Origin of the sequence: Flavobacterium sp. 140616W15, from assembly GCF_003668995.1 — a bacterium.
Lineage (GTDB): Bacteria > Bacteroidota > Bacteroidia > Flavobacteriales > Flavobacteriaceae > Flavobacterium.
This window is the reverse complement of the sequence record NZ_CP033068.1, coordinates 784721-808239: the sequence shown is the minus strand read 5'-3', so window position 1 is coordinate 808239 and position 23519 is coordinate 784721. Positions and strand designations below refer to the sequence as shown.

Sequence of the window (23519 nt, the reverse complement as noted above, 5' to 3'; positions counted from 1 at the left end):
GGATAGAAGGAAATAGCTCCTGAAAAATGAAATTCCAATTGTTAGGTATTATCTAATTGACAGTATTAATTCCCAATAGAAAAAGCGCTTCCACTTCGCCCAGCGAGACAATCTAAAACTTTAAACAAAGAAAACCATGAAACCTGAAACAAAAATTAGACATAAAAAAAGTCCCACATTGCTGTGGGACTTTCTATATTAAGAAAAACTAAGAATTATTTTTTCTCTGTTTTTTCCATTTTAGCTTTCAATGCTGCTAATACATCATTACTATCTCCTAAAGTTGCAGCTGGTGCATTTGTAGAAGAGTTAGATGAAGTATTTTCAGTAGCTGTTTTCACATTTTTCTCTTCTTCTTCACGGAAGATAGCAGTGTGAGATGCAACAACTCTTTTGAATTCTTTGTTAAATTCGATTACTTTGAAATCAGCAGATTCTCCTTTTTTCAATTTCTTTCCGTCTTCTTTTTCAAGGTGACGAGTAGGAATGAAAGCAACGATATCATCTCCGAATTCTACAGTAGCTCCTTTGTCAACGATTTCAGAAATTTCACCATTGTGGATAGTTCCTACAGCGAAAGAATCTTCGTATTGATCCCAAGGATTAGCAGTAGTTTGTTTGTGACCTAAAGATAATTTACGTCCTTCAACATCTAATTCTAATACAACTACATCAAGTTTCTCACCAACATTTACAAATTCAGATGGGTGTTTGATTTTCTTAGTCCAAGAAAGGTCAGAAATGTAGATTAATCCATCAATTCCTTCTTCTAATTCTACGAAAATACCAAAGTTTGTAAAGTTTCTAACGATACCTGTATGTTTAGAACCTACTGGGTATTTAGAAGTAATGTCAGTCCATGGATCTTGAGTCAATTGTTTGATACCTAATGACATTTTACGGTCATCTCTATCTAAAGTTAAGATAACAGCCTCAACAACATCTCCAACTTTTACGAAATCTTGAGCAGAACGTAAATGAGTTGACCATGACATTTCAGAAACGTGGATTAAACCTTCAACACCTTCAGCAACTTCGATAAATGCACCGTAATCAGCGATTACAACTACTTTACCTTTTACTTTATCACCAATAGTTAAATTAGCATCTAAAGCATCCCATGGGTGAGCGTTTAATTGTTTCAATCCTAATTGAATTCTTGTTTTCTCATCATCGAAATCAAGGATTACAACGTTTAATTTTTGGTCTAATTCAAGAACTTCACTTGGGTGGTTGATTCTACTCCAAGAAAGGTCAGTAATGTGAATTAATCCATCAACACCACCTAAGTCAATAAACACACCATAAGAAGTAATATTTTTAACAACACCTTCTAATACTTGTCCTTTTTGTAATTGACCGATGATCTCTTTTTTCTGTACTTCGATATCAGCTTCGATAAGCGCTTTATGAGATACAACAACGTTTTTGAATTCGTGGTTAATTTTTACCACTTTGAATTCCATCATTTTGTTTACATATACATCGTAATCTCTAATTGGCTTAACGTCAATTTGAGATCCTGGTAAGAATGCTTCAATTCCGAAAACGTCAACGATCATACCACCTTTAGTTCTGCATTTTACAAAACCATTAACGATTTCTCCTGTTTCGTTTGCAGCAATAACTCTATCCCATGATTTGATAGTACGTGCTTTTCTGTGAGATAATACTAATTGACCTGTTTTGTCCTCACGGATGTCGATTAATACTTCTACTTTGTCACCTACTTTTAAGTTCGGGTTGTAACGGAATTCGTTTAAAGAAATAACACCTTCCGATTTTGCGTTGATATCAACGATAACGTCTCTATCTGTAATTCTAACAACTACACCTTCTACTACCTCTTCTTGATCTGTAGCGATGAAAGTTTTTGATACTAAGTCTTCGAATTCTTGTAAGTTTTTCTCATCTACTGCATCGATACCTTCTTCGAAGTTATGCCAGTTAAAATTTGCTAAAAACTCTTCTTGTGATTTTAATTGTTCAGACATGCTGATAAAAATTTGTATTCTGTTTCTCTCGAGTTTCTTAAAGCGATAGAAAAAACAGAAGTTGTTTTACATAAATAGTTGATACCTAATGGAAACTCTTCTCCACCAAAAGGTTTGCAAAATTAATACATTTATTTGTAATAGCAAAACAATTCTATATGATTATCAGCGTATTGTTTAGGAGCAACAAATTTAAGGGTTTTTAAGGCCTCAAGTCCCGCTATCCGCTTCAATCTTTTGTGCCGAACCCCAGCACAAAAGGATTTTCACTTCTATCGGGGTTAGATTAGAAGTTTAGTCCTTTTTAAGTGCTTATTCAGATTTACTAAACATACCTAATCCACCTTTGTCAAAGTTTAAAAGCTTGACAAAGGTTTATTTTTCTTATTTTTATACTATGGCCATGACACTCGAAGAAATAAAACTAAAAATCGATACTTTCCATAAAAATGGACAGGTCATCAATGCCATTTACTGGCTTTTAAAGAAATATAATCTCAAGAATTCCAACTTAAAAGGATTTGAGTTTAGAGAAAAAGCCAAACCTAGTTTTATCCTAATGACTACCGAAGGCGACTTTGGAAAACCACAAACCATCAGAATTCCAGAAAACACATTTGAATTTCCGCTAGAATTAATGCTAATGTTAATTGCTCATGAAATGGTTCATGTCAATCAAAAGGCTACAAAACCATATGTTCTGGATAAAAACGAACGAGAATGGCAAGCTTATTACGAAATGAATTTTAATATTCTATTTCCACATATACCCGAAATCTCCAACTTTCATAAAAAGTTCTTTGCCAACAAAGGCCTCGAATACTACAACCGAATGGGAGAAGGCTCTAAACTGCAACAAAAATATGCTAAACAAAAAAAGCAGGTAGAAAACTTGATTGCTTCGTTGGGCTAAATTTATCCCACTATTTATTAATCTTTTATTTCAAGTATTTCTTTCAAATCTTCTATAGCTTGATTACATTCCTCTTTATAATTTATCACCCCAAATATCAAGAACAAAATCATAAACAATGCACATACTAATTCCTGAATATCTAGATGCGAAAAGAGATTTTTAATTATAATAAAGATAGCCAAGAACGAAAACACATAAAATAGTATCGTAGGAAATAATTCAGATCTAACATCAATATAAACGACTACTTTAGAATCTTCGTTTTCAATAAATCCATTGATTTCAGGCAATAAGGGATTTCTATAATTCAATATACGTTGAACTGTAAACTGATCATCGGTAAGATCTCCTTCAAACTTTTGTTTCCTAACTTTAGCAAAAAAACCGTACTTAAAAGTTGAATCATCAACAAAATCAATATTCTTATCTAAATTATTAAAAACCTCTTCAAAAGTCAAATTAGGCCTTAATACATATTCCTTAGGTGAAAATAATATCATTTTATGAAATGAAAAAGCCATTTTTAGATAGTTTTAGATATAAAAACAAATATATAAGCATTTAACTATAATAATCTAAATTGGTTTAGTTTTATAAAACAACATGCCATTTTAGGAATAAAAAAAACCGTTTTCAATAATTCAGAAAACGGTTTTTTATATAATTAAAGAGTTTTAATGACTCAAATTTTCAATCTCTTTTGGATCATGTTTGTGCTTAAACAAAATAGCGAAAGCAATCGCAATAACCAATGCGTAAACTGCAAATGACAACCAGATGTTGTGCCAATCTTTCATTAATATCTCACTTCCAAAAACGCCATCAGCAGAAACTGTATTTCCATGACTATTTACAAACTCTAACATCTTAGAATTTGTAGGTTCTGTTTCTAAAAATCCAGCCAGTTCAGTTGTATTACTAAATGACTTTGTAAAGAATCTATCAATTGCCCATCCTGAAGTTAAACTTCCTAAAACAGCACCAACACCATTAGTCATCATCATAAATAATCCTTGCGCCGAAGAACGTATTTTAGAATCGGTATTACTTTCTACAAATAATGAACCTGAGATATTAAAGAAATCAAATGCCATTCCGTAAACAATACACGACATAATAATCATCCATAAACCATTTACAGGATCTCCAAAGGCAAATAATCCAAAACGCAATACCCAAGCAAGCATACTAATAAGCATAACCTGTTTAATACCAAAACGCTTTAAGAAAAACGGAATTGCCAAGATAAATAAGGTTTCTGAAACCTGAGAAATCGACATTATAATTGTTGAATACTGAATTACAAATGAATCAGCATATTTTGGAAAATGCTTGAATTCATCTAGAAAAACATCTCCATAAGCATTCGTAAGTTGCAAAGCACCTCCTAAAAACATAGAAAACACAAAGAACAACGCCATTTTATAATTCCCAAATAACTTGAAAGCCTCTAATCCTAATGTTTCAACCAACGAAGCATCTTCTTTAGTTAAACACTGTGGTTTACATTTTGGCAATGTAAAAGCATAAATCCCTAGAATCAACGCTCCAATTCCTCCAATATAAAACTGGTATTCATTTGATTTACTTCCGCTTAGATTAGTAATCCACATCGCCACAATAAAACCTATTGTTCCCCATACACGAATGGGTGGAAAATCCTTTACTATATTTTTATTATTTAATTTTAGCGAAGTGTATGAAATTGAATTACTCAACGCAATTGTGGGCATATAGCAACACATTGCTATAAACATCACATATATAAAGTTATCTGGAGTTGTTACTTGTGCTATTCCGAATAATACTAATGCATATACTATATGTAAAGCACCGTATAATTTTTCGGCATTAATCCATCTGTCAGCGATAATCCCTGTAAGAGTTGGCATAAATAAAGAAGCAATTCCCATGGTTCCGAAAACTAAACCAAATTGAGTTCCCTCCCAATTTTTTGTTCCAAACCAATAATTCCCGATTGTAATAAGCCACGCTCCCCAAACAAAAAACTGAAGAAAGCTCATTATAATCAATCTGTTTTTAATTCCCATAACGATGAATTGTCTTTAAAATAAAATTAGGCGGTAAAACTACTATTTAAAATGAAATCTGCAAAGGATTAAACTGTTTTTACAACATCATTCACTAATTCCATAACTGCTGTAAATTGTTCTTCCTTATTTAAGTAAGAATTATCAATTTCTATAGCATCATCGGCAATTATAAGTGGAGAGTCTTCGCGATGTGAGTCTATGTAGTCTCTTTCTACCACATTTTTCAAAACCTCCTCGTATGATACATTATCTCCTTTTTCTTGTAGTTCATCAAAACGCCTTTGTGCGCGGGTTTCTGCGCTGGCAGTCATAAATATTTTAAGTTCGGCATCAGGAAAAACTACTGTTCCTATATCTCTGCCATCCATAACAATTCCTTTATTTTTTCCCATTTCTTGTTGTTGCTCTACCAACTTAGAACGTACCTGAGAAACTTCGGCAACTTTACTTACAAAACTAGAAACCTCAATAGTCCTGATTTCTTTCTCTACATTTTCGCCATTCAAAAACATTTCTCCAAAACCTAATTCGGCATTGTATTTAAAAACCAATTGAATTGAAGGTAAACTAGCAATAAGCTTTTCTTTATCAAAAGAAGTTGCGTTTATATATTCATTTTGCATTGCATAAAGCGCAACCGCTCTATACATAGCTCCTGTATCTACATATACATATTGTAATTCTTTTGCTAATTCTTTTGCCAAAGTACTCTTGCCAGTCGATGAAAATCCATCGATTGCTATTGTTATTTTTTTCAAAATAGTGTTTTATTATTTTTTATTATTTTATGTTTTTCTAGTAGTAAATATCCATAATGATATTTGATTTAGAAGTATCGATTATTCTTTCGATTCTATTAAAAAACTCTTCATTAACCATTGGACAACCCTGGCTATTTGAGATATAATAGTCCTGTTCTTCACACGGAACAGCCGAATAGTGGTGTAAAACTATTGCTCTTTTTAACGCATTATTATTTGTTTGATCTAAACCTAATAGTTTATATGCTTTCCCGAAAATTCCTTTATATGCTTTTTCTACTGAGTACCTCCCTAGCGAAGTCGCTCTTGAATTAGGTACATTACTAAATTTCAAATCTCCCTTAATTCCAGTTTCCGAACCTGATCCGTGAGCCACGAGTCCCTCGTCTAAAATTCTATTATTCACCAAATCATAAACAAAAAAGCGGTTTTTACCTGACTTTATTTTCATATCTAACAGAAAAGCAATTTTAGTATTGTACTTAGGATTACTACTAATCATTGCTCTTAATTCTTTAACCTGCTCATTAAGCCTAACAACCTCATCATCATTAGCACTTTCTTGTTGAAAAGTATTTTGTGAATGGGTAAACAAACCCAAACAAAAAAATACAATTAAATAAAATATTTTCATAAACTTAATCTTGGAAATTAATCGTCAGTCCAAAAAGATTTGTATTTGCTCCCAAACTATATCTGGAGTAAGAATAATTAAACTTTAGTTTATTTAATTTTAATCCAAAACCCAGTGACATTCCCGAAAAATTACGTTGCTCTAAAATTCGCAATTCTTCACCTCTTCTAAAATTATAACCTACACGAAAATTAAATGCTCTTTTAGGAAAAAGCTCTACTCCCACAATTACGTGCCGTAATGCATTATTAAAAAAAGATACTTTTTCATCGGTAGTAGTACCGTCCATATTTGTCGTGCCTCGCTCAGGATTTGAGAAAGCAAGATTCCATTGTTGTAAATTCTCCAATGTAAGATGCCATCTAATAGGCACATTTTCTAGTTCCTGCGAAACTCCTGCCAATATCTCTAATGGCAATTTTTCATGAATTCCTGAATAGGTACTAAATTGAGTTCCTATATTCCGAATTACCAATGCCCAATTTATATCATTTTTCTCATCGATATAAAGCATTCCTAAATCTAGTGCTCCCCCAAAAGAGTGATAACTCTCTAAAGTCGAAGAAATTAATTTAGCATTTGCTCCAATATGTATATCTGTGTATGGAATATTGTAGGCATAACCAAAAGAAAGTGCTGCTTCACTTCCTGTAAAATCCGAAGTTGCCTGTCCATTTTCGTCATATCCATCAAAACTTCCATAATTCACATAAGTAACCCCTGCCTGAAAAGTTTGCAAATGCTGATCGTATGTATAAGCATAAGAACCACTTCCGTAGGTTACCTCTCCATAATAACTCCCATAATTTAAAGCAAGACGATTACTCATATCCTGATTTAAAGTTGCCGGATTAAACAAAACCTGATTCACATCATCATCATAAATGGTGATTGTCTTACCTCCTAAAGCTGCTTGCCTTGGCGAAGGCATTAAATTTAAAAACTGATAAGTATATTTACCTCCTATTTGTCCGTAAGAAACGGTACAAAAAGTAAATAAATAAAAAAATCCCAGTTTTTTCAGCATACTTATATATCGCTTTTCTCTTTTACTAAAACGCAACTACGAAGATAAAATTATAATATGACAAATAACAAATTGTCGTTTTCAAAATTAAAATAAAAATTCCAAATCCTAAAACTAAATACAATCAGTTTAAGAATTTGGAATTCTATAATTAATATTGATCAATATTGTAAATCAAAACAAGATTCATTATTTCAATTCTTTAGCATTTTTAACTTTCTGATCTGTTAAAGCCAGCGTTAGAACTTCTCCCATCTCTTTTACGTAATGAAAAGTTAACCCTTCTAAGTATTCTGGCTTGATCTCATCAATATCACTTTTGTTTTCATGACATAAAATAATCTCCTTAATATTAGCTCTTTTAGCTGCTAGTATTTTTTCTTTAATTCCACCCACTGGTAATACTTTTCCGCGCAAAGTAATTTCACCTGTCATTGCAATATTTTTCTTTACTTTGGTTTGCGTCAATAAAGACACTAACGAAGTTAACATAGCGATACCTGCACTCGGACCATCTTTAGGAGTTGCCCCTTCTGGTACGTGAATATGGATATTATATTTCTGGAACAATTCTGGATTCAAACCTAATTTCTTAGCGTTTGCTTTGATATATTCCAATGCAATTGTAGCAGATTCTTTCATTACAGTTCCTAAATTCCCTGTAATAGTCAAAGCTCCTTTTCCTTCTGATATTAATGATTCTATAAAAAGAATGTCTCCACCAACACTTGTCCAAGCAAGTCCTGTAACTACACCTGCTACATCATTAGTTTCGTATTTATCACGTTCTAACCTTGGCACACCTAATATCTTAACAATATCTTCGTCGGTTACTTTTTTATTGTACTCTTCCTCCATTGCTACTGATTTGGCAGCATTACGAATTACTTGTGCAATTTTATTTTCAAGATTACGCACACCTGATTCTCTAGTGTATCCTTCAACAACTTTTTCTAATTGTTTTTTACCAATAGTTAAGTCTTTGGCAGTTAAACCGTGAGCTAAAAGTTGTTTTGGAAACAAGTGCTTACGTGCTATTTCAACTTTTTCTTCTATTGTATATCCAGACATTTTAATTACTTCCATTCTGTCTTTTAATGCTGGCTGAATAGCCGACATATTATTAGAAGTAGCAATAAACATTACTTTCGATAAGTCATACCCCATTTCTAGGAAGTTATCATAAAAAGCACTGTTTTGTTCTGGATCTAAAACCTCTAATAAAGCTGATGATGGATCACCACTATTACTATTTGATAGTTTATCGATTTCATCTAAGACAAATACTGGATTAGAAGTTCCTGCTTTTTTCAAGCTTTGAATTATTCTACCTGGCATTGCTCCAATATACGTTTTTCTGTGTCCACGAATCTCTGCTTCGTCACGTAAACCACCAAGTGAAATACGCACATATTCTCTACCCAGAGCTTCGGCAACAGATCTTCCTATCGAAGTTTTACCAACTCCCGGAGGTCCTGTCAAACATAGAATTGGTGATTTCATATCATTTCGCAATTTTAAAACTGCCAAATGCTCTATCATTCTTTTCTTCACTTCTTCTAAACCAAAATGATCTCTATCAAGAACTTTTTGAGCCTGTTTTAAATCAAAATTATCTTTAGAGAAGGTTCCCCAAGGCAATTCTAAAAACAACTCTAAGTAGTTTCTTTGAATACCAAAATCTGGTGATTGTGGATTCATTCTGCGCATTTTTGACAGTTCTTTTTCGAAATGTTTTTGCGTTTTTTCATCCCAAACTTTCTCTTTGGCTTTTTGGCTCATTTCGTCCATTTCTTCCTCCTGCGAAACGCCTCCCAATTCTTCTTGAATGGTTTTCATTTGCTGATGCAAGAAATATTCACGTTGTTGCTGATCTAAATCAAATCGAACTTTCGACTGAATGTCGTTTTTCAATTCTAATTTTTGCAACTCAACATTCATGTAACGCAATGTTTCAAGCGCACGATCTTTTAAGCCATTTATCGATAATAAATCTTGTTTCTCTTTTACCGACAAATTCATATTCGATGAAACAAAATTGATTAAAAACGATTGGCTTTCAATATTTTTAATTGCAAATGTTGCTTCCGAAGGAATACTAGGACTTTCTTTAATGATTTGAATTGCTAATTCTTTTATCGAATCTACAATAGCATTAAACTCCGTATCGTTTTTCTCTGGACGCGTTTCCTCAACATCTTTTACATTTGCAGTGATATAAGGCTCTTCTGAAATTACTTCAGCAATTTCGAAACGCTTTTTACCCTGCAAAATAACTGTGATATTTCCGTCAGGCATTTTTAGTACTCGAAGAATTCTCGCAACCGTTCCTACCTTATTGATATCATCTTTAGATGGATCTTCATCTTCTTCATTTATCTGAGAAACGACACCAATGATTTTATCTCCAGCATTTGCATCGTTTATAAGCTTTATAGATTTATCTCTACCGGCAGAAATCGGAATAACAACTCCTGGAAATAAAACAGTGTTGCGTAAAGGCAAAATTGGTAACGAAAAGGGCAACTCTTCGTTATTCATTTCTTCCTCATCTTCGGGAGTTAATAATGGTATTAAATCGGCTTCAGAATCAAATTCCTGAAGTGACAAATTGTCAATAGTAAGTATTTTATGATTTGACATAGTATAATATAAGTCGTTTTGTCATTAAAAAATAAATTCATATTACAAATTATGGGATAAGCCCGTTAGGTTTTAAGTAAAACCTCTACAAGCACCCTATTTATTTGCACAACAATAAAAATAGACAATCATTGTGCCAAAACAGATATAAACAAGAATTTTGATTTATAAACTAATCTTAATCATTGTCAGATTATGCAATTTTAAATTAATTTATAGTTCTGAAAAAATTGAAGATACTTTTTTGTTTTTATTTTCAGATATAATAATTATTTCAAACTATAAGTAAGCAACTCTGTAGTACTGTCTTTGGTTGCCATTTTTATAATACCTATATTTTTTGAAACCCAATAATCTACATACGATGTATAAGCTGAGGCTTCTCCTATTTCTACCACTACCTCAATAGTTTGCTGTACAACTCTAAATTTAATCACATCCTTATATTTTACTCCTTTAACTGCTAAGGAAATTCCTTTTTCAAGAATCGTACCTGTATAATCCACTGAAGTATCTACAGTTGGATTTTGTGATGAATTGTATGTTGTTTTATAAGTAAAACGCCCAGTCCACGATTTATTTATATCTAAATAGTCTTTTAAGAAAAGAAACTCATATGGGGTTATTTCTCCTTTAATGTCTCCTTGTTCAAAATGAAGTTTATCCATTTTAATATAATACTCTCCATTCTCTTTTCGTAAAGAATAAGAAGCTGTACTCATAATTCCTTCGCCTACCCCTACAAATTCATTAAATTTATAATAAGTCTGACCGTTTACACTTTCAGAAGAAATAATTTTCATGGCAGATTCATTTCCATTAAAACTCGATATCCATTGATTTCCTATAGCGGTTGGCCAATAATCTCCTGCAAAACTCTTACTATCAGCATCCTCTACAGAATCGCTTTGACAAGAAGTAACAAGAAAAACTGAAATAAAGAACGGCAGAGTAAAAACATTTTTTAAATCTTTCATAAATAGTAATTCATTTATATCCAGCTTCAAAAATAACATGAAAAATTCTATTTTTAAACTATTTTTTAATCAACTTTTTCTTAATGTCATTTTTAACTTAAATCTTTGTAACCAATATTCAATAATCGTTACTAATATAACTATGAAGCACTTAAATGTTTTTTTTTGAAATAGAAATAATTAATGATTATATTTTTTAAATAAAAAAATCAAAAAGTGTAACAAACCAAAATAAACAAAGTCATTACTAAAAACCATTAGACGCTACTTGAATATAACTAACCAAAATATCGAAGAATTAATAACATTGTGCAAACAAAAGAATCAAAAAGCACAATTTGAAGTATACAACAGGTACTGTAAGGCTATGTATAATGTTGCCTATCGTATTGTAAAAGACGAACACTATGCTCAAGATGTTATGCAAGAAGGTTTTCTTAAAGCATTTACCAAAATTGATGACTATAAGCAGGAGGTCGCTTTTGGTGCTTGGCTCAAGAAAATCGTAGTAAATTATAGTATAGATTTTTACAAAAAGAATAATAAATTTCAAGTAGAAGATCTTAGCAAAACACTATACAAAATTGAAGAAAATGATAGTTTCTTTCTTGAAAATATAGATTTAGATTCCCTTAAAGTGAAACAAGTCATGGATGCTATTCTGGATTTAAAAGATAACTATCGGATGGTTTTAACCTTATTTTATATTGAAGGGTACGATCAAGAAGAAATAAGTAAAATACTTACTATTAGCTATGCCAATTGCCGGACCACATTGAACAGGGCTAAAAATAGTTTACGGAAAAAGTTAGAAGATAATGAAATTACCTCTAAGAAAAACCTTGTGTAAACAAACATTAACAAATACAAAGAAAGAGACACTAGAAATCTCCTCTAGAAAATAAAATTCAGATACATGAAAAAGGAAAATGACGAATTAGGCCAATTATTTGAAAAATTTGAAAACCAGTGGGATATTCAAGAAATGAAACCCCAGCATGAGGCAGATTTTTTAAGTAAGTTGAATAAAACAAAACCTAAAAAGAATTACACGATTACATATGCTATTGCTGCTTCAATAGTACTTATGCTAGGAGTTTCTGTTTTTTTTAATTTAAATGATAAGCCAAAAGAATTAAAATTTGCATCGCAAGAAACCAAAAGAACAGATTCTATTTTTAGGGTTTTAATTGCTGATGAACTTGAAAAACTTCATGATAAGAAATCTCCCGAAAATGAACAAATCATCGGGGATGCTCTTAAACAAATGAAAACAATGGATAATGATTATGCAAAAATCATTACCGAATTACAAAAAAACGGAGAAAACAAACAGATTATTTATGCTATGATTAGCAATTTACAAACCCGTATTTCATTCTTGCAAAATGTATTGACACGTATTGAAGAAAATGAAAAATTTAAAAACAGCACCCATGAAAAAACACTATAACATACTTATTTTATTACTGATAATTCCTTTTTAGGATTTGCAAACGACGATAGTTATTCGACAAAACAAAAAACTATTAAGAAAACCTATATCGTTAATTCTGATGCTGGTATAAACATAGACAATAAATACGGAAATATCTCTGTATCAACATGGGATGAAGATCAGATTGACCTTGAAGTGATCATAAAAGTTTCTGGTAGCAATGAAAAATGGGTAAACGAAAAATTAAACAACATTAATATCGACATTACAGCATTAAAATCAATGGTTACCGCTAGTACCAACATTGGAAAATCAACATACAAAAGCACGGGAAGTAGCAACAATTTTGAGATTAATTACACTCTAAAAATACCAAAAAATGGAACTGTAAAACTGAATAACAAATATGGTAATATTACAATGGGTGATTTAGCGTCAACTGCAAATATCTTTTGTAAATATGGCAAAATAAACCTTGGAAAACTAAACGGAAATACTAATACAGTCGAAATACAATATTGCCAAAACTCTACTATTAGTTATATCAAGAACGGAGATATCAAAGCTAAATATTCTGGATTAAAAATCAATGATGCTCCAAAGATAAACCTTGAGACTAGTTATACTGATGTTACTATTGGTGGCAGTCAAGTTATCAAATATAATAGTAGGTATGGAACATTTAAATTCCAGAAAATGGGCACAGTTACCGGTTCAGGAAACTATTTAACGGTTAATATTGGTGAAATTTTAAATACATTAAGTGTTGATCTTAATTACGGAAGTCTGTCTGTAGGTATCATAAACGAAAAAGCTAATAATATAAATGTTACCTCTGGCTATTCGGACGTGTCATTAGGATATGATAGTAACTATGCATTTGATTTTGATATTTCGACAAGATATTCTGGCATAAAAACAGATTCTTCAATGCAAATTTCTAATAATGAAGAAAAAAGCAACTCCAAAAAAGTTAGTGGCTTTTATAAGAAAAAAAATCAGAACAAAGTAGTTCTTAGCTCAAACTATGGAAACATCACATTAGTTAAAAAACAATAACCATAAAATCAATCAAAAAATGAAAAAATCAATTCAATTACTCGTTTGTAGCGCATTCTTTTTAACAACAATAGCCCATGCACAATGGTCTAATGAGCGCATAAAAGGAAATGGAAAAGTTGTAACTAGCACTCGATCAACTACTAATTATGATGAAATTAAAGTTATGGGATCTTTTGATGTCGATTTAGTTTCTGGAAAAGAAGGTGCAATTGTAGTAAAAGCCGAAGAAAATTTACACCCTTATATTAAAATTGAAGTTGATGGCAATGTACTAAAAGTGTACACTGAAAAAAATAAAAACATCAATGCAAGCATTGGTAAAAAAATTCAGATTACCATTCCTTTCGAGAAAATATCTAATGTTTCCCTTTCTGGTTCAGGCGATGTAACTTCTAAGAATACTATAAAATCTGATGTTTTCTCTGCGTCACTATCTGGTTCTGGCGACTTAAATCTAGACGTTGATTTAGATACTTTTAATCTTGTTATAAGTGGTTCTGGAGATGCTGTTGTAAAAGGAAATACAGGAAATTTCAAAAGCAAATTATCAGGCTCTGGTGATATTGATGCCTCTTCATTAAAAGCTAAAAATGTAGACTTTACAATATCTGGATCTGGTGATAGCAAAATCTTTTGTAGTGAAAACCTAAAAGCAAGGGTATCTGGTTCTGGAGACATAAAATACAAAGGTGACCCTAAAACAAAAGACACCAAAGTAAGTGGATCAGGAAGTATTTCAAAAGCTTAAATATAAAACTAGTAAAAAATCAATAATATATTTTAATAATTATTGCTTTTTTATTAAACATCACTTTTTATCCACAACGCTACTAAAAATTTCGTACCCATAAAATAAAGAGCTAGTAATCGTTTTCTCCAAAAACATTCAAACTAGATTCATTAAGCAAATTAGCCAAGAAATGCTAAAAAGGAATTTTGAATAACTATTTTTTACTTCGCCATGCATAAAAAAATCATGGCGAAGTAATTTTTAAGTAATGATTTATTTATCTAAAGTTACTGTTTTAGGTATTCTTCTCAATAAGAATATTGCTACTATAAAAAATAGCCCTAAAATTACAATTGCCGCACGCGGACTTCCTGTCATTTGATCAATAATACCATACACACACATTCCGATTACAATACCTATTTTTTCAGCAACATCATAAAAACTAAAAAATGAAGTTGTATCTTCTGTTACTGGCAATAATTTTGAATAAGTAGAACGTGATAGAGCTTGAATTCCGCCCATAACAAGTCCTGCCACCGTTGCCATTGCGTAAAAATGTATTGGCAAAGTAACAAAGTAGGCTCCAACGCAACAAAGTATTGCCCAAACAATATTAATAACAATTAAAGTCGGGATATTACCAAATTTAGCCGATGCTCTTGAAGTTATAACTGCCCCAATAACCGCTACTAATTGTATTAATAAAATACAAATAATTAAACCAATTGTCCCCTCTTCTTTCGTTGGCCATTGCACTTCCTGCGCTCCAAAATAAGTAGCTACAAGCATTACTGTCTGCACAGCCATACTCGAAACGAAAAAACCTCCTAAATAGCGTTTTAATGGAATATTCACACTCAATAAAGCCCAAACCTTCTTTAGTTCTTTAAATCCATTAAACAGTATCTGTTTAGATAATTTCTGACTAGTTTCTCTGCTTCCCTTTGGTAAATAGTAATACGTATATTGGCTGAATAATATCCACCAAACTCCTACCATTAAAAATGAATAGCGCATTGCTTTCATTGCTGCTTCACCATCTGTACCTGTGATTCCAAAAAGCTTTGGCTTCATAATCATAGCCAAATTGATTACCAACAAAATTACACTTCCAATATATCCTAAAGAATATCCTTTAGCGCTAATTTTATCTTGCTGTTCTACAAAAGCAATATCTGGCAAATAGGAATTATAAAAAACTAAACTTCCCCAATAACCCAATAGTCCTAAAAAATAAAATGCCAATCCAACATATATATTTCCCAGATTAAACCAATATAATCCCATACAAGATAAGGCTCCTAAATAACAGAAAAACTTCATGAAAGATTTTTTATTTCCCACATAATCTGCAATTCCTGATAATAAAGGCGAAATAAAAGAAACAACTAAAAAAGCCATTGCAGTCACAAAACTAATCAAAGCCGAATTTTTAAGATCCATTCCAAAAACATGAATATAATGTTCCCCTTCAGAAAATAAAGCTTCGTAAAATATTGGAAATACTGCCGATGCAATAGTAAGAGTATAAACTGAATTTGCCCAATCATAAAATGCCCATGCATTTAGCAGTTTCTTATCCCCTTTTGGTAAGTTTTTCATAGAAATAGTATCGTTAATAGGCTACGAATTTATCTAAATTTTATTATAATCGAATAAATTTTTAAGAAATCAATATATTAAGAAATCATCAATCAACTTAATCAACTGAACAATAGCCTCCTAAAAAACAAAGCTATCTTAAGAAAGATAGCTTGATTGAAAATTAATGATTTTAGAAATCAAAAAATATATTCTCATTATTTGATTATACCTACTTTAAGCGCCGTTGCTTTTGCTTGAGGAATTAATGTACTTAAATTAGCAACTCTGGTTGCATCAGACGGGTGTGTACTCAAAAACTCTGGTGTTTTCCCAGATGATTGAGCTGCCATTCTTTTCCAAAAAGCAATAGATTCATCTGGATTGTATCCTGCAATTGCCATAAGAGTTAATCCAATTTTATCAGCTTCACTTTCGTTATTTCTGCTAAATGGCAACATCACTCCTACTTGCGATCCTATTCCATAATATTTCTGCCACATTTGTTGTGTCTCTGCACTTTGATTGCCTGTTACTGCTGCAACACCAACGGCACCTAATTGTTGCAACTGGGCCGCACTCATACGTTGTGCTCCGTGATTTGCCAATGCATGTGAAACTTCGTGCCCTAAAACGGTTGCTAAACCTGCATCGTCTTTGGTTACTGGTAGAATTCCTGAATAAACAACAATTTTACCTCCTGGCATACACCAAGCATTTACTTCTTTATTATCAACTAGTTTATATTCCCAGCGGTAATCCTTAAGATATTGTGATTGACCTAAATAGGCTAAATATTTTTCGGCTGCCGCTTTTATTTTCATACCAACATTTTCAACTCTTTTGGCATCGGCAGTACCTGTAATGACTTTATTTTCTTTAAGAAAGGTATTGTACTGCTGAAACGAAGATGGAAACAGCTCGCTATTAGAAACAAAATTAAGACTCTTTTTTCCTGTAACAGGATTAACTGCACATGAATACACCGTAGCTATAGTGAAAATTCCCAATAATAATTTATTTCTCATGACTTTTAGATTTAATAACAAACAAAAATACAATTATTCTAAATTCATTTTTTATACAATTCGTTTAAAAAATATCATAATTAAAATTATTCGCTATCGTTACTGTCTTAACTAGCCAGGTACAATTCGTAAAAACAGTTCTTAACACATAAGGTTATCTGTATAGCACTGACAATCAAAGGTTATTAAAGATTTATTTTTTGCATAGCCTTATGTGATTTATTTTAAGTGAAACGCCTTTTTAAGCATTATTAAACTATGTCTCTATGTGTTAAAATAATTATACCCAACAGATTGTCTAAATAAACTCTAACTTACCAATACATTTTATTAATTGTCTTACTTTTATATTTTTAAATCCAACTATTCTAAAAGCGCTATAAAACTTATTATAATGTCAAAAAAAACATCTAATCCCACAGAATCACTAAAAATTCCTCGATTTATAATAACAACAGGTAAATTCCTTTCTTTTATTTCGCCTAAACTAGCCACTTCATATGCTACAAAACTTTTTATAACTCCAATAAAGCATAAGGTTCCTAAAAGAGAATTGGAAATGGACCGCAAAAGCATCCAGAATACTATAAAAGTACCCGCAATAAATAGCGAAATTGTTGTCTATAAATATGGAAAAAGCGACAAGAGAGTACTTTTAGTTCACGGTTGGTCTGGTCGTGGCACACAATTATTTAAGATTGCCGACGAACTCCTTAAACATGGTTACCAAACTATTAGTTTTGATGCGCCTGCTCATGGAAAATCTCCTGATAAAACCACACATATGGTCGACTTTATTGCTTCAATTTTAGAAATTGAAAAACAATATGGCCCATTTGAAGCCGCCGTTGGACATTCATTAGGAGGCATGTCTGTTTTAAATGCTATAAAACAAGGGTTAAATGTGAATCGTGCAGTTATTATTGGCAGTGGCGACATCGTTCAGGACATTATTGATGATTTTGTCGCTAAACTAGAATTAAAACCAGATATCAGTACTCGCCTACGAAACTATTTTGAAAATAAATACAACATAAAAATGAATGATTTTTCAGCATATGTAGCAGCGGCATCTATAAATATTCCTGTTTTAGTTATTCATGATAAAGATGATCCAGAAGTTGCTGTAAAAGCTGGAATTCATATAAATGAACATTTAAAAAACAGCACATTGCTATTAACCGAGGGATTAGGACATCGTAAAATTTTAGGCAATTCGAATGTTATTAATAAAACAGTACAATTTATTGAACATAAGTAACTAATTTTGTTAGTCTTACTTTTTGACAAAAAAATAAAAAACAATGAAATATCCAATCGAAAAAACAGAACAGGAATGGAGAGAGCAACTTGGCAATGACCGTTACCATGTACTCCGCCAAAAAGGAACCGAACGCCCACATACTGGAGAATATAACCTTCATTTTGAAAATGGAGTTTATTGTTGTGGAGCTTGTAATGAACCATTGTTTGAGAGTAATTCGAAATTTGATGCACACTGCGGATGGCCTTCATTTGACGAATCGATACCTGGTAAAGTCGAATATATTTCGGATGTAAGCCACGGAATGAAACGTACTGAAATTTTATGTGCAAATTGCGGAAGTCACTTAGGACATGTATTCGATGACGGTCCAACCAAAACTGGACAACGCTATTGTGTAAACTCTTTATCGATAGATTTTAAAGACAAATAGTCATGGATTTATTTGGCGAAACTCCAGATTGGAAAGTAATTCTAGAACCTATTCTAACAAAATACAAAGGCAGAAAACACCCTTTAGATTATCAGAATACCTATCAATTACTTGTAATGGTAGTATTATCAGCTCAAGATTCTGATGCCAACATCAATTCAATTGCTCCTACTTTCTTTGCAAAATATCCAAACATGGAAAGCCTTGCTAAAACAAATACAGAAGAACTATTTTCTTATATTAGTAAAGTTAGAAACTACAGAACTAAGGCCGAATGGTTAATAGAAATTGCCAATACTGTTCAAAAGGATGAAAATATCCCGATGACAATGAAAGATTTGGTAGCATTAAAAGGTATTGGTCGAAAATCTGCTAATGTGATTCTAAAAGAGTCAAATAAGCCTGCTGAAGGAATTATTGCAGATTTACATGTTATTCGTGTAGCACCAAGAATTGGACTAACAAAAGAATCTAAAGACGGTAATAAAGTAGAAAAAGAATTGATGCAACTTTTACCAAAAGACATTTGGGGAGAAATAGGAATGGCTATTTCATTTTTAGGAAGAGAGACCTGTCGTCCAAAGCCAAAATGCAACGAATGCCTAATTAACCCGCATTGCAATTATTACCTTAGCCTAGAATAATTACTTTTTATAAATAACAAAGAAGATGCACTACGGTGTGTCTCTACAGTACGCTACTATAAAGCATAAAAAAACCGAGATGTATATCTCGGTTTTTTTATGCTTAGCAAAATGATCTTACATTTTTGCTTTCAATGCTTTGTATTCAGCAGTCATTTCAAGTGCGCTGTAAACATTTAAAAGTGTTTTAGAAACATCCTCGTTTTTAGGATCTAACTCAACTGCTTTTTTAAGGTATGGAATTGTGCTTTTGAAAAGGTTGTTTCTCTTAACTTTCAATTCATCATAACGCTTCATGTCTTTAGCTGAATTCCCAAGCTTATTCATTTCGTCAATTATAGCTTTTTCGTTCTCTAATTTTAATGCTGCTAGGTTAATATATGCATTAATATAATCAGGTTTGATTTCGATTACTTTAGTATAATATTTTTCAGCGTCTGCAGAATTTTTAGCATTTCCGCTTAATACTCCTAAGTTAAAAAGCAAATCAGCATCGTTTGGATTGTTTTTCAAAACCTCACCGATTAGTTTTTTATAAGTATCATAATCTTTAGTTTCCAAATATAAATTTGCCTCTGTTAAAATCAAAGATTTATCTTCTGGATTAGCTGTTCTAGCTTCAGCGACAGCTTTTTTAGCTTCTTCAATTTTACCATTTTGAACTAAGATAAGAGAGATGTTTTTGAAAATCTCACCTCTTTTAGAAGGAGAAACTTCTGTTTTTGGATTCTCATGAGTTCCAATCTTAACAGCAAGATCTCTTTCATTTGCAGTAGCAAAAGCATTATCTTCTCCAGTACCTTTATTTGTAGCCAAGTACGTTGTACCTTTTCCTGAATAGTTTAATCTTTTCAACTCTTCATAAAGTGGTAAAGCTGCAGTATAATCTCCAGCATTTACATAAGTTGAAGCTGCATAATACAAGTTAACTGTATCTTTTTTGTCTAATAAATAAGCATCATAGATTTTCTTTGCTCCATCTGCATGTTTATTTACTTTAGAATCAGCGATAGCACCATTAATCAATCTTCCTTTGATATCAGTAATTGAAGCAGCTGCTTGAGTTGAATATTTAGTTTTCCCTGATTGCTTCTCAGTTTCAATTAATTTCTTGTATGATTCTGCAGCAAGCAAAAGGTTTTTTCCTTCATCTACTCCTTTTTTAGCTTCTTCTAAGTAAGCATTTCCTTTTACAAAATAATATTGAGCTTGCTCAGTATCTTTTGCATTTGTAATCAGGTAATCTGCTGCGTCTAGAATAGAGATAGCCGATTTAGTATCTCCGCTTTTCAATGCTTTTTCAGCACTCTTAATTTGATCTTTTTGAGCAAAAGTAGCTACTGATATCAATAAAGCTGACGCTAGTATTACATATTTACTTTTCATAGTGTTCAATTTTATATATTTAAATTTGTTTGTTGGGTTCTATTAATTATTCTTCAGATTCTTCTTCTTCCGAGTCGTCTTCTGCATCATCTTCCTCAACGTCTTCGTCATCATCTTCGTCTTCGTCTTCAACAACACCTTCGTCTTCTAGAACTTCTAAGTCTGGTTTTACTCTTTCGATAACACTTTCGATAACATTTCCGTCCTCATCAACAACAACTTCTGCAACATCATCTTTCATTACTTTAGTTACAGCTGCAATAGAATCTTTACCTTTTAAATTAATCAATCGAACTCCCTGAGTAGCACGACCCATTACACGTAAATCTTCAATAGCCATTCTAATTGTTAATCCAGATTTATTGATAATCATCAAATCATCAGCATCTGTTACTGCATTAATCGAAATAAGTTTTCCGGTTTTTTCAGTAATATTAAGAGTTTTAACTCCTTTACCTCCACGATTTGTAATTCTGTAAACATCTTCACCATCGTCATCAACTAATTTGGTACGTTTTCCGTATCCATTTTCAGTTACAACTAAAATTTGAGAATCGTTAACATCATCTTTATCAACTGTAACCATACCAATTACTTCATCGGTATCATCTTTTAAAGTAATTCCACGAACTCCTGAAGCTGTTCTTCCCATCGGACGGGTTTTAGTTTCTTCAAAACGAACTAATTTACCAGATTTAACAGCCAAAATAATCTGACTTTCTCCATTGGTTAATTTAGCTTCTAATAATTCGTCTCCTTCTTTAATAGTAATTGCAGCAACTCCATTTACTCTAGGTTTAGAATATTTCTCTAAAGAAGTTTTCTTAACCTGTCCTTTTTTCGTTACCATAACTAAGTTATGACTATTGATGTAATCTTTGTCTTTTAAGTCTTGAGTACAGATAAACGCTTTAACTTTATCATCGCTTTCTATATTCACCAAGTTTTGGATCGCTCTACCTTTGGCAGTTTTACTTCCTTCTGGAATTTCATACACACGCATCCAGAAACACTTCCCTTTTTGGGTAAAGAACATCATATATTGATGATTGGTTGCAACAAACATATGCTCAAGGAAATCTTGATCTCTTGTTCCAGCACTTTTTTGTCCAACTCCTCCTCTATTTTGTGTTTTGTACTCCGTAAGATTTGTACGTTTGATATAACCAGCATGCGAAATTGTAATTACTACATTCTCATCTGCAATTAAATCTTCAATACTAACATCTCCACCAGAATATTCAATTTTAGAACGACGCTCATCTCCGTATTTATCACGGATCTCGATTAGTTCTTCCTTAATTAAATTAGTTCTCAAATCAACATCAGCTAATAATGCTTTCAAGTGATCAATTAATTTCATTAATTCTTCGTATTCAGCTCTTAACTTATCTTGTTCCAGACCTGTTAATTGACGCAAACGCATCTCTACGATAGCACGTGCTTGAATATCTGATAAATTGAATCTTTCGATTAATTTCTCACGAGCTTCTTCCGTATTTTTCGAACCTCTTATTAAAGCAATTACTTCATCAATATTGTCTGATGCAATAATTAAACCTTCTAAGATGTGCGCTCTTTCTTCGGCTTTACGTAATTCAAATCTAGTTCTACGAACTACAACATCATGACGGTGCTCAATAAAATAGTGAATCATATCTTTTAGATTCAACATTTGTGGGCGACCTTTTACTAATGCAATATTATTTACACTAAATGAAGATTGTAATGACGTATATTTATATAAGGTATTTAAAACAACGTTTGGAGTTGCATCACGCTTAAGGATATAAACGATACGCATACCGTTTCTATCAGACTCATCACGGATATTTGCAATTCCATCGATTTTTTTATCATTTACCAAATCAGCAGTACGCTTGATCATTTCTGCCTTATTGACTTGGTATGGAATTTCGGTTACAATGATACATTCTCTACCATCTACTTCTTCAAAACCAACTTTGGCACGCATTACAATACGTCCTCTACCTGTTTTAAATGCTTCACGAACTCCTTCGTAACCATATATTATACCTCCTGTTGGAAAATCAGGTGCTTTAATATGCGTGATTAATTCGTCTATTTCAATATCGTTATTTTCAAGGTAAGCTAATGTACCGTTGATAACTTCTGTAAGGTTGTGAGGTGGCATATTAGTTGCCATACCTACTGCAATACCAGTTGCTCCGTTTATTAATAAAGTAGGAACTCTAGTTGGCATTACTTTAGGCTCATATAACGTATCATCAAAGTTCAATTGAAAATCAACTGTTTCTTTTTCGATATCAGCCATTATTTCTTCTGAAATCTTACGCATTCTAGCCTCCGTATAACGCATTGCTGCCGGGCTATCTCCATCTACAGAACCAAAGTTACCTTGGCCATCCACTAATAAATAACGCAAACTCCATTCTTGAGCCATACGTACCATGGCGTCGTAAACTGAAGTATCTCCGTGTGGGTGATACTTTCCTAAAACTTCACCGACAATTCTGGCGGATTTTTTATGGGCAGATTTTGAAGTTACACCTAAATCATACATTCCGTATAGAACTCTTCGATGCACTGGTTTCAAGCCATCTCTAACATCAGGAAGCGCTCTCGATACAATTACTGACATCGAATAATCGATGTAAGCTGATTTCATTTCATCCTCTATGTTAATAGGAATTAACTTTTCTCCTTCAGACATAAGTTGTTATATTAAAAAATTATATTAGTTTCAAAACGTGCCAATATACGCATTTTTGAAATTTTTGAAGGTATTTTACACTACTTATTTCAATGATTTATTAACAACTTTATTTTACACATTAGTTAATAATTTAAATCATATTTAACTCATTTATTATTATTTTTTCGTCCCTTAGCTGACATGACATTTCTAATGGGTATGGTTTTTGTTTTTAACACACTAATTCACTAAATTTACAATACTAAT

At 32.2% G+C, this 23519-nt stretch carries 20 protein-coding genes; 8 read left to right on the top strand and 12 right to left on the bottom strand.

Features of this window, described 5'->3' with window-relative positions; translation table 11 throughout:
- Nucleotides 1-215 precede the first annotated feature (215 nt).
- Nucleotides 216-1994 carry a 30S ribosomal protein S1 gene (rpsA, locus tag EAG11_RS03530; protein ID WP_129537932.1) on the bottom strand — a complete coding sequence of 593 codons (1779 nt, stop codon included), beginning with the start codon at nt 1992-1994 and terminating at the stop codon, nt 216-218.
- 364 nt (nt 1995-2358) lie between these two features.
- Here rpsA and EAG11_RS03525 point away from each other — a divergent pair, with 364 nt between their 5' ends.
- Entirely contained in the window at nt 2359-2907 is a 549-nt protein-coding gene (locus EAG11_RS03525; protein ID WP_371414620.1) for a hypothetical protein, read from the top strand.
- A gap of 17 nt (nt 2908-2924) precedes the next feature.
- Here the strand turns inward: EAG11_RS03525 and EAG11_RS03520 are convergent, their stop codons facing one another.
- The 7 genes from EAG11_RS03520 to EAG11_RS03490 form a co-directional block, all read right to left on the bottom strand.
- Nucleotides 2925-3431, bottom strand: coding sequence for a hypothetical protein (locus EAG11_RS03520; protein ID WP_129537930.1), 507 nt, complete (start codon nt 3429-3431; stop codon nt 2925-2927).
- A gap of 153 nt (nt 3432-3584) precedes the next feature.
- Nucleotides 3585-4961, bottom strand: coding sequence for a nucleoside permease (locus EAG11_RS03515; RefSeq protein ID WP_129537929.1), 1377 nt, complete (start codon nt 4959-4961; stop codon nt 3585-3587).
- Nucleotides 4962-5029: 68 nt separating this feature from the next.
- A complete protein-coding gene (gene cmk / locus EAG11_RS03510; protein ID WP_129537928.1) occupies nt 5030-5722 on the bottom strand; it encodes a (d)CMP kinase in 693 nt (230 codons plus the stop codon).
- A gap of 37 nt (nt 5723-5759) precedes the next feature.
- Nucleotides 5760-6359: a murein L,D-transpeptidase catalytic domain-containing protein gene (locus tag EAG11_RS03505; protein WP_129537927.1), complete on the bottom strand. Its 600-nt coding sequence runs from the start codon at nt 6357-6359 to the stop codon at nt 5760-5762.
- Between the two features lie 4 nt (nt 6360-6363).
- The gene (porQ, locus tag EAG11_RS03500; RefSeq protein ID WP_129537926.1) at nt 6364-7386 is read right to left on the bottom strand and encodes a type IX secretion system protein PorQ; all 1023 of its coding nucleotides are present in this window, start codon (nt 7384-7386) and stop codon (nt 6364-6366) included.
- A 189-nt stretch (nt 7387-7575) separates the two neighbouring features.
- Nucleotides 7576-10029: an endopeptidase La gene (gene lon, locus EAG11_RS03495; protein ID WP_129537925.1), complete on the bottom strand. Its 2454-nt coding sequence runs from the start codon at nt 10027-10029 to the stop codon at nt 7576-7578.
- A 269-nt stretch (nt 10030-10298) separates the two neighbouring features.
- A complete protein-coding gene (locus EAG11_RS03490; RefSeq protein WP_129537924.1) occupies nt 10299-11006 on the bottom strand; it encodes a hypothetical protein in 708 nt (235 codons plus the stop codon).
- 268 nt (nt 11007-11274) lie between these two features.
- Between EAG11_RS03490 and EAG11_RS03485 the strand changes: the two genes are divergently transcribed.
- From EAG11_RS03485 to EAG11_RS03470, 4 genes are all read left to right on the top strand, one after another.
- Nucleotides 11275-11856, top strand: coding sequence for an RNA polymerase sigma factor (locus tag EAG11_RS03485; RefSeq protein WP_129537923.1), 582 nt, complete (start codon nt 11275-11277; stop codon nt 11854-11856).
- 66 nt (nt 11857-11922) lie between these two features.
- Entirely contained in the window at nt 11923-12459 is a 537-nt protein-coding gene (locus EAG11_RS03480) for an anti-sigma factor (RefSeq protein ID WP_129537922.1), read from the top strand.
- 180 nt (nt 12460-12639) lie between these two features.
- On the top strand, nt 12640-13503 hold the full coding sequence (locus tag EAG11_RS03475) for a hypothetical protein (RefSeq protein WP_242499255.1): 864 nt from the start codon (nt 12640-12642) through the stop codon (nt 13501-13503).
- A gap of 19 nt (nt 13504-13522) precedes the next feature.
- A complete protein-coding gene (locus EAG11_RS03470; RefSeq protein ID WP_129537921.1) occupies nt 13523-14254 on the top strand; it encodes a head GIN domain-containing protein in 732 nt (243 codons plus the stop codon).
- Between the two features lie 255 nt (nt 14255-14509).
- On the opposite strand, the gene EAG11_RS03465 is transcribed toward EAG11_RS03470, so the two are convergent.
- Entirely contained in the window at nt 14510-15841 is a 1332-nt protein-coding gene (locus EAG11_RS03465) for an MFS transporter (protein ID WP_129537920.1), read from the bottom strand.
- A 197-nt stretch (nt 15842-16038) separates the two neighbouring features.
- Nucleotides 16039-16848, bottom strand: a complete 810-nt coding sequence (locus EAG11_RS03460; RefSeq protein ID WP_129537919.1) for a M48 family metallopeptidase — start codon at nt 16846-16848, stop codon at nt 16039-16041.
- A gap of 394 nt (nt 16849-17242) precedes the next feature.
- Between EAG11_RS03460 and EAG11_RS03455 the strand changes: the two genes are divergently transcribed.
- From EAG11_RS03455 to nth, 3 genes are read left to right on the top strand one after another with little or no spacing between them, the layout of a single operon-like run.
- Nucleotides 17243-18109 carry an alpha/beta fold hydrolase gene (locus EAG11_RS03455; protein ID WP_129537918.1) on the top strand — a complete coding sequence of 289 codons (867 nt, stop codon included), beginning with the start codon at nt 17243-17245 and terminating at the stop codon, nt 18107-18109.
- A gap of 43 nt (nt 18110-18152) precedes the next feature.
- Entirely contained in the window at nt 18153-18545 is a 393-nt protein-coding gene (gene msrB, locus EAG11_RS03450) for a peptide-methionine (R)-S-oxide reductase MsrB (protein ID WP_129537917.1), read from the top strand.
- Nucleotides 18546-18547: 2 nt separating this feature from the next.
- Nucleotides 18548-19189: an endonuclease III gene (gene nth / locus EAG11_RS03445; protein ID WP_129537916.1), complete on the top strand. Its 642-nt coding sequence runs from the start codon at nt 18548-18550 to the stop codon at nt 19187-19189.
- Between the two features lie 117 nt (nt 19190-19306).
- Here the strand turns inward: nth and EAG11_RS03440 are convergent, their stop codons facing one another.
- Entirely contained in the window at nt 19307-20575 is a 1269-nt protein-coding gene (locus EAG11_RS03440) for a tetratricopeptide repeat protein (RefSeq protein WP_129537915.1), read from the bottom strand.
- A gap of 46 nt (nt 20576-20621) precedes the next feature.
- Nucleotides 20622-23270 carry a DNA gyrase subunit A gene (gene gyrA / locus EAG11_RS03435; RefSeq protein ID WP_129537914.1) on the bottom strand — a complete coding sequence of 883 codons (2649 nt, stop codon included), beginning with the start codon at nt 23268-23270 and terminating at the stop codon, nt 20622-20624.
- Nucleotides 23271-23519 lie beyond the last annotated feature (249 nt).

What these genes read in the sequence shown, in the direction of transcription:
- rpsA (WP_129537932.1), bottom strand. Translation starts at nt 1,994, where the DNA reads ATGTCTGAACAATTAAAATCACAAGAAGAGTTTTTAGCAAATTTTAAC.
- EAG11_RS03520 (WP_129537930.1), bottom strand. Translation starts at nt 3,431, where the DNA reads ATGGCTTTTTCATTTCATAAAATGATATTATTTTCACCTAAGGAATAT.
- EAG11_RS03515 (WP_129537929.1), bottom strand. Translation starts at nt 4,961, where the DNA reads ATGGGAATTAAAAACAGATTGATTATAATGAGCTTTCTTCAGTTTTTT.
- EAG11_RS03505 (WP_129537927.1), bottom strand. Translation starts at nt 6,359, where the DNA reads ATGAAAATATTTTATTTAATTGTATTTTTTTGTTTGGGTTTGTTTACC.
- porQ (WP_129537926.1), bottom strand. Translation starts at nt 7,386, where the DNA reads ATGCTGAAAAAACTGGGATTTTTTTATTTATTTACTTTTTGTACCGTT.
- lon (WP_129537925.1), bottom strand. Translation starts at nt 10,029, where the DNA reads ATGTCAAATCATAAAATACTTACTATTGACAATTTGTCACTTCAGGAA.
- EAG11_RS03490 (WP_129537924.1), bottom strand. Translation starts at nt 11,006, where the DNA reads ATGAAAGATTTAAAAAATGTTTTTACTCTGCCGTTCTTTATTTCAGTT.
- EAG11_RS03480 (WP_129537922.1), top strand. Translation starts at nt 11,923, where the DNA reads ATGAAAAAGGAAAATGACGAATTAGGCCAATTATTTGAAAAATTTGAA.
- EAG11_RS03470 (WP_129537921.1), top strand. Translation starts at nt 13,523, where the DNA reads ATGAAAAAATCAATTCAATTACTCGTTTGTAGCGCATTCTTTTTAACA.
- EAG11_RS03465 (WP_129537920.1), bottom strand. Translation starts at nt 15,841, where the DNA reads ATGAAAAACTTACCAAAAGGGGATAAGAAACTGCTAAATGCATGGGCA.
- EAG11_RS03460 (WP_129537919.1), bottom strand. Translation starts at nt 16,848, where the DNA reads ATGAGAAATAAATTATTATTGGGAATTTTCACTATAGCTACGGTGTAT.
- EAG11_RS03455 (WP_129537918.1), top strand. Translation starts at nt 17,243, where the DNA reads ATGTCAAAAAAAACATCTAATCCCACAGAATCACTAAAAATTCCTCGA.
- msrB (WP_129537917.1), top strand. Translation starts at nt 18,153, where the DNA reads ATGAAATATCCAATCGAAAAAACAGAACAGGAATGGAGAGAGCAACTT.
- nth (WP_129537916.1), top strand. Translation starts at nt 18,548, where the DNA reads ATGGATTTATTTGGCGAAACTCCAGATTGGAAAGTAATTCTAGAACCT.
- EAG11_RS03440 (WP_129537915.1), bottom strand. Translation starts at nt 20,575, where the DNA reads ATGAAAAGTAAATATGTAATACTAGCGTCAGCTTTATTGATATCAGTA.
- gyrA (WP_129537914.1), bottom strand. Translation starts at nt 23,270, where the DNA reads ATGTCTGAAGGAGAAAAGTTAATTCCTATTAACATAGAGGATGAAATG.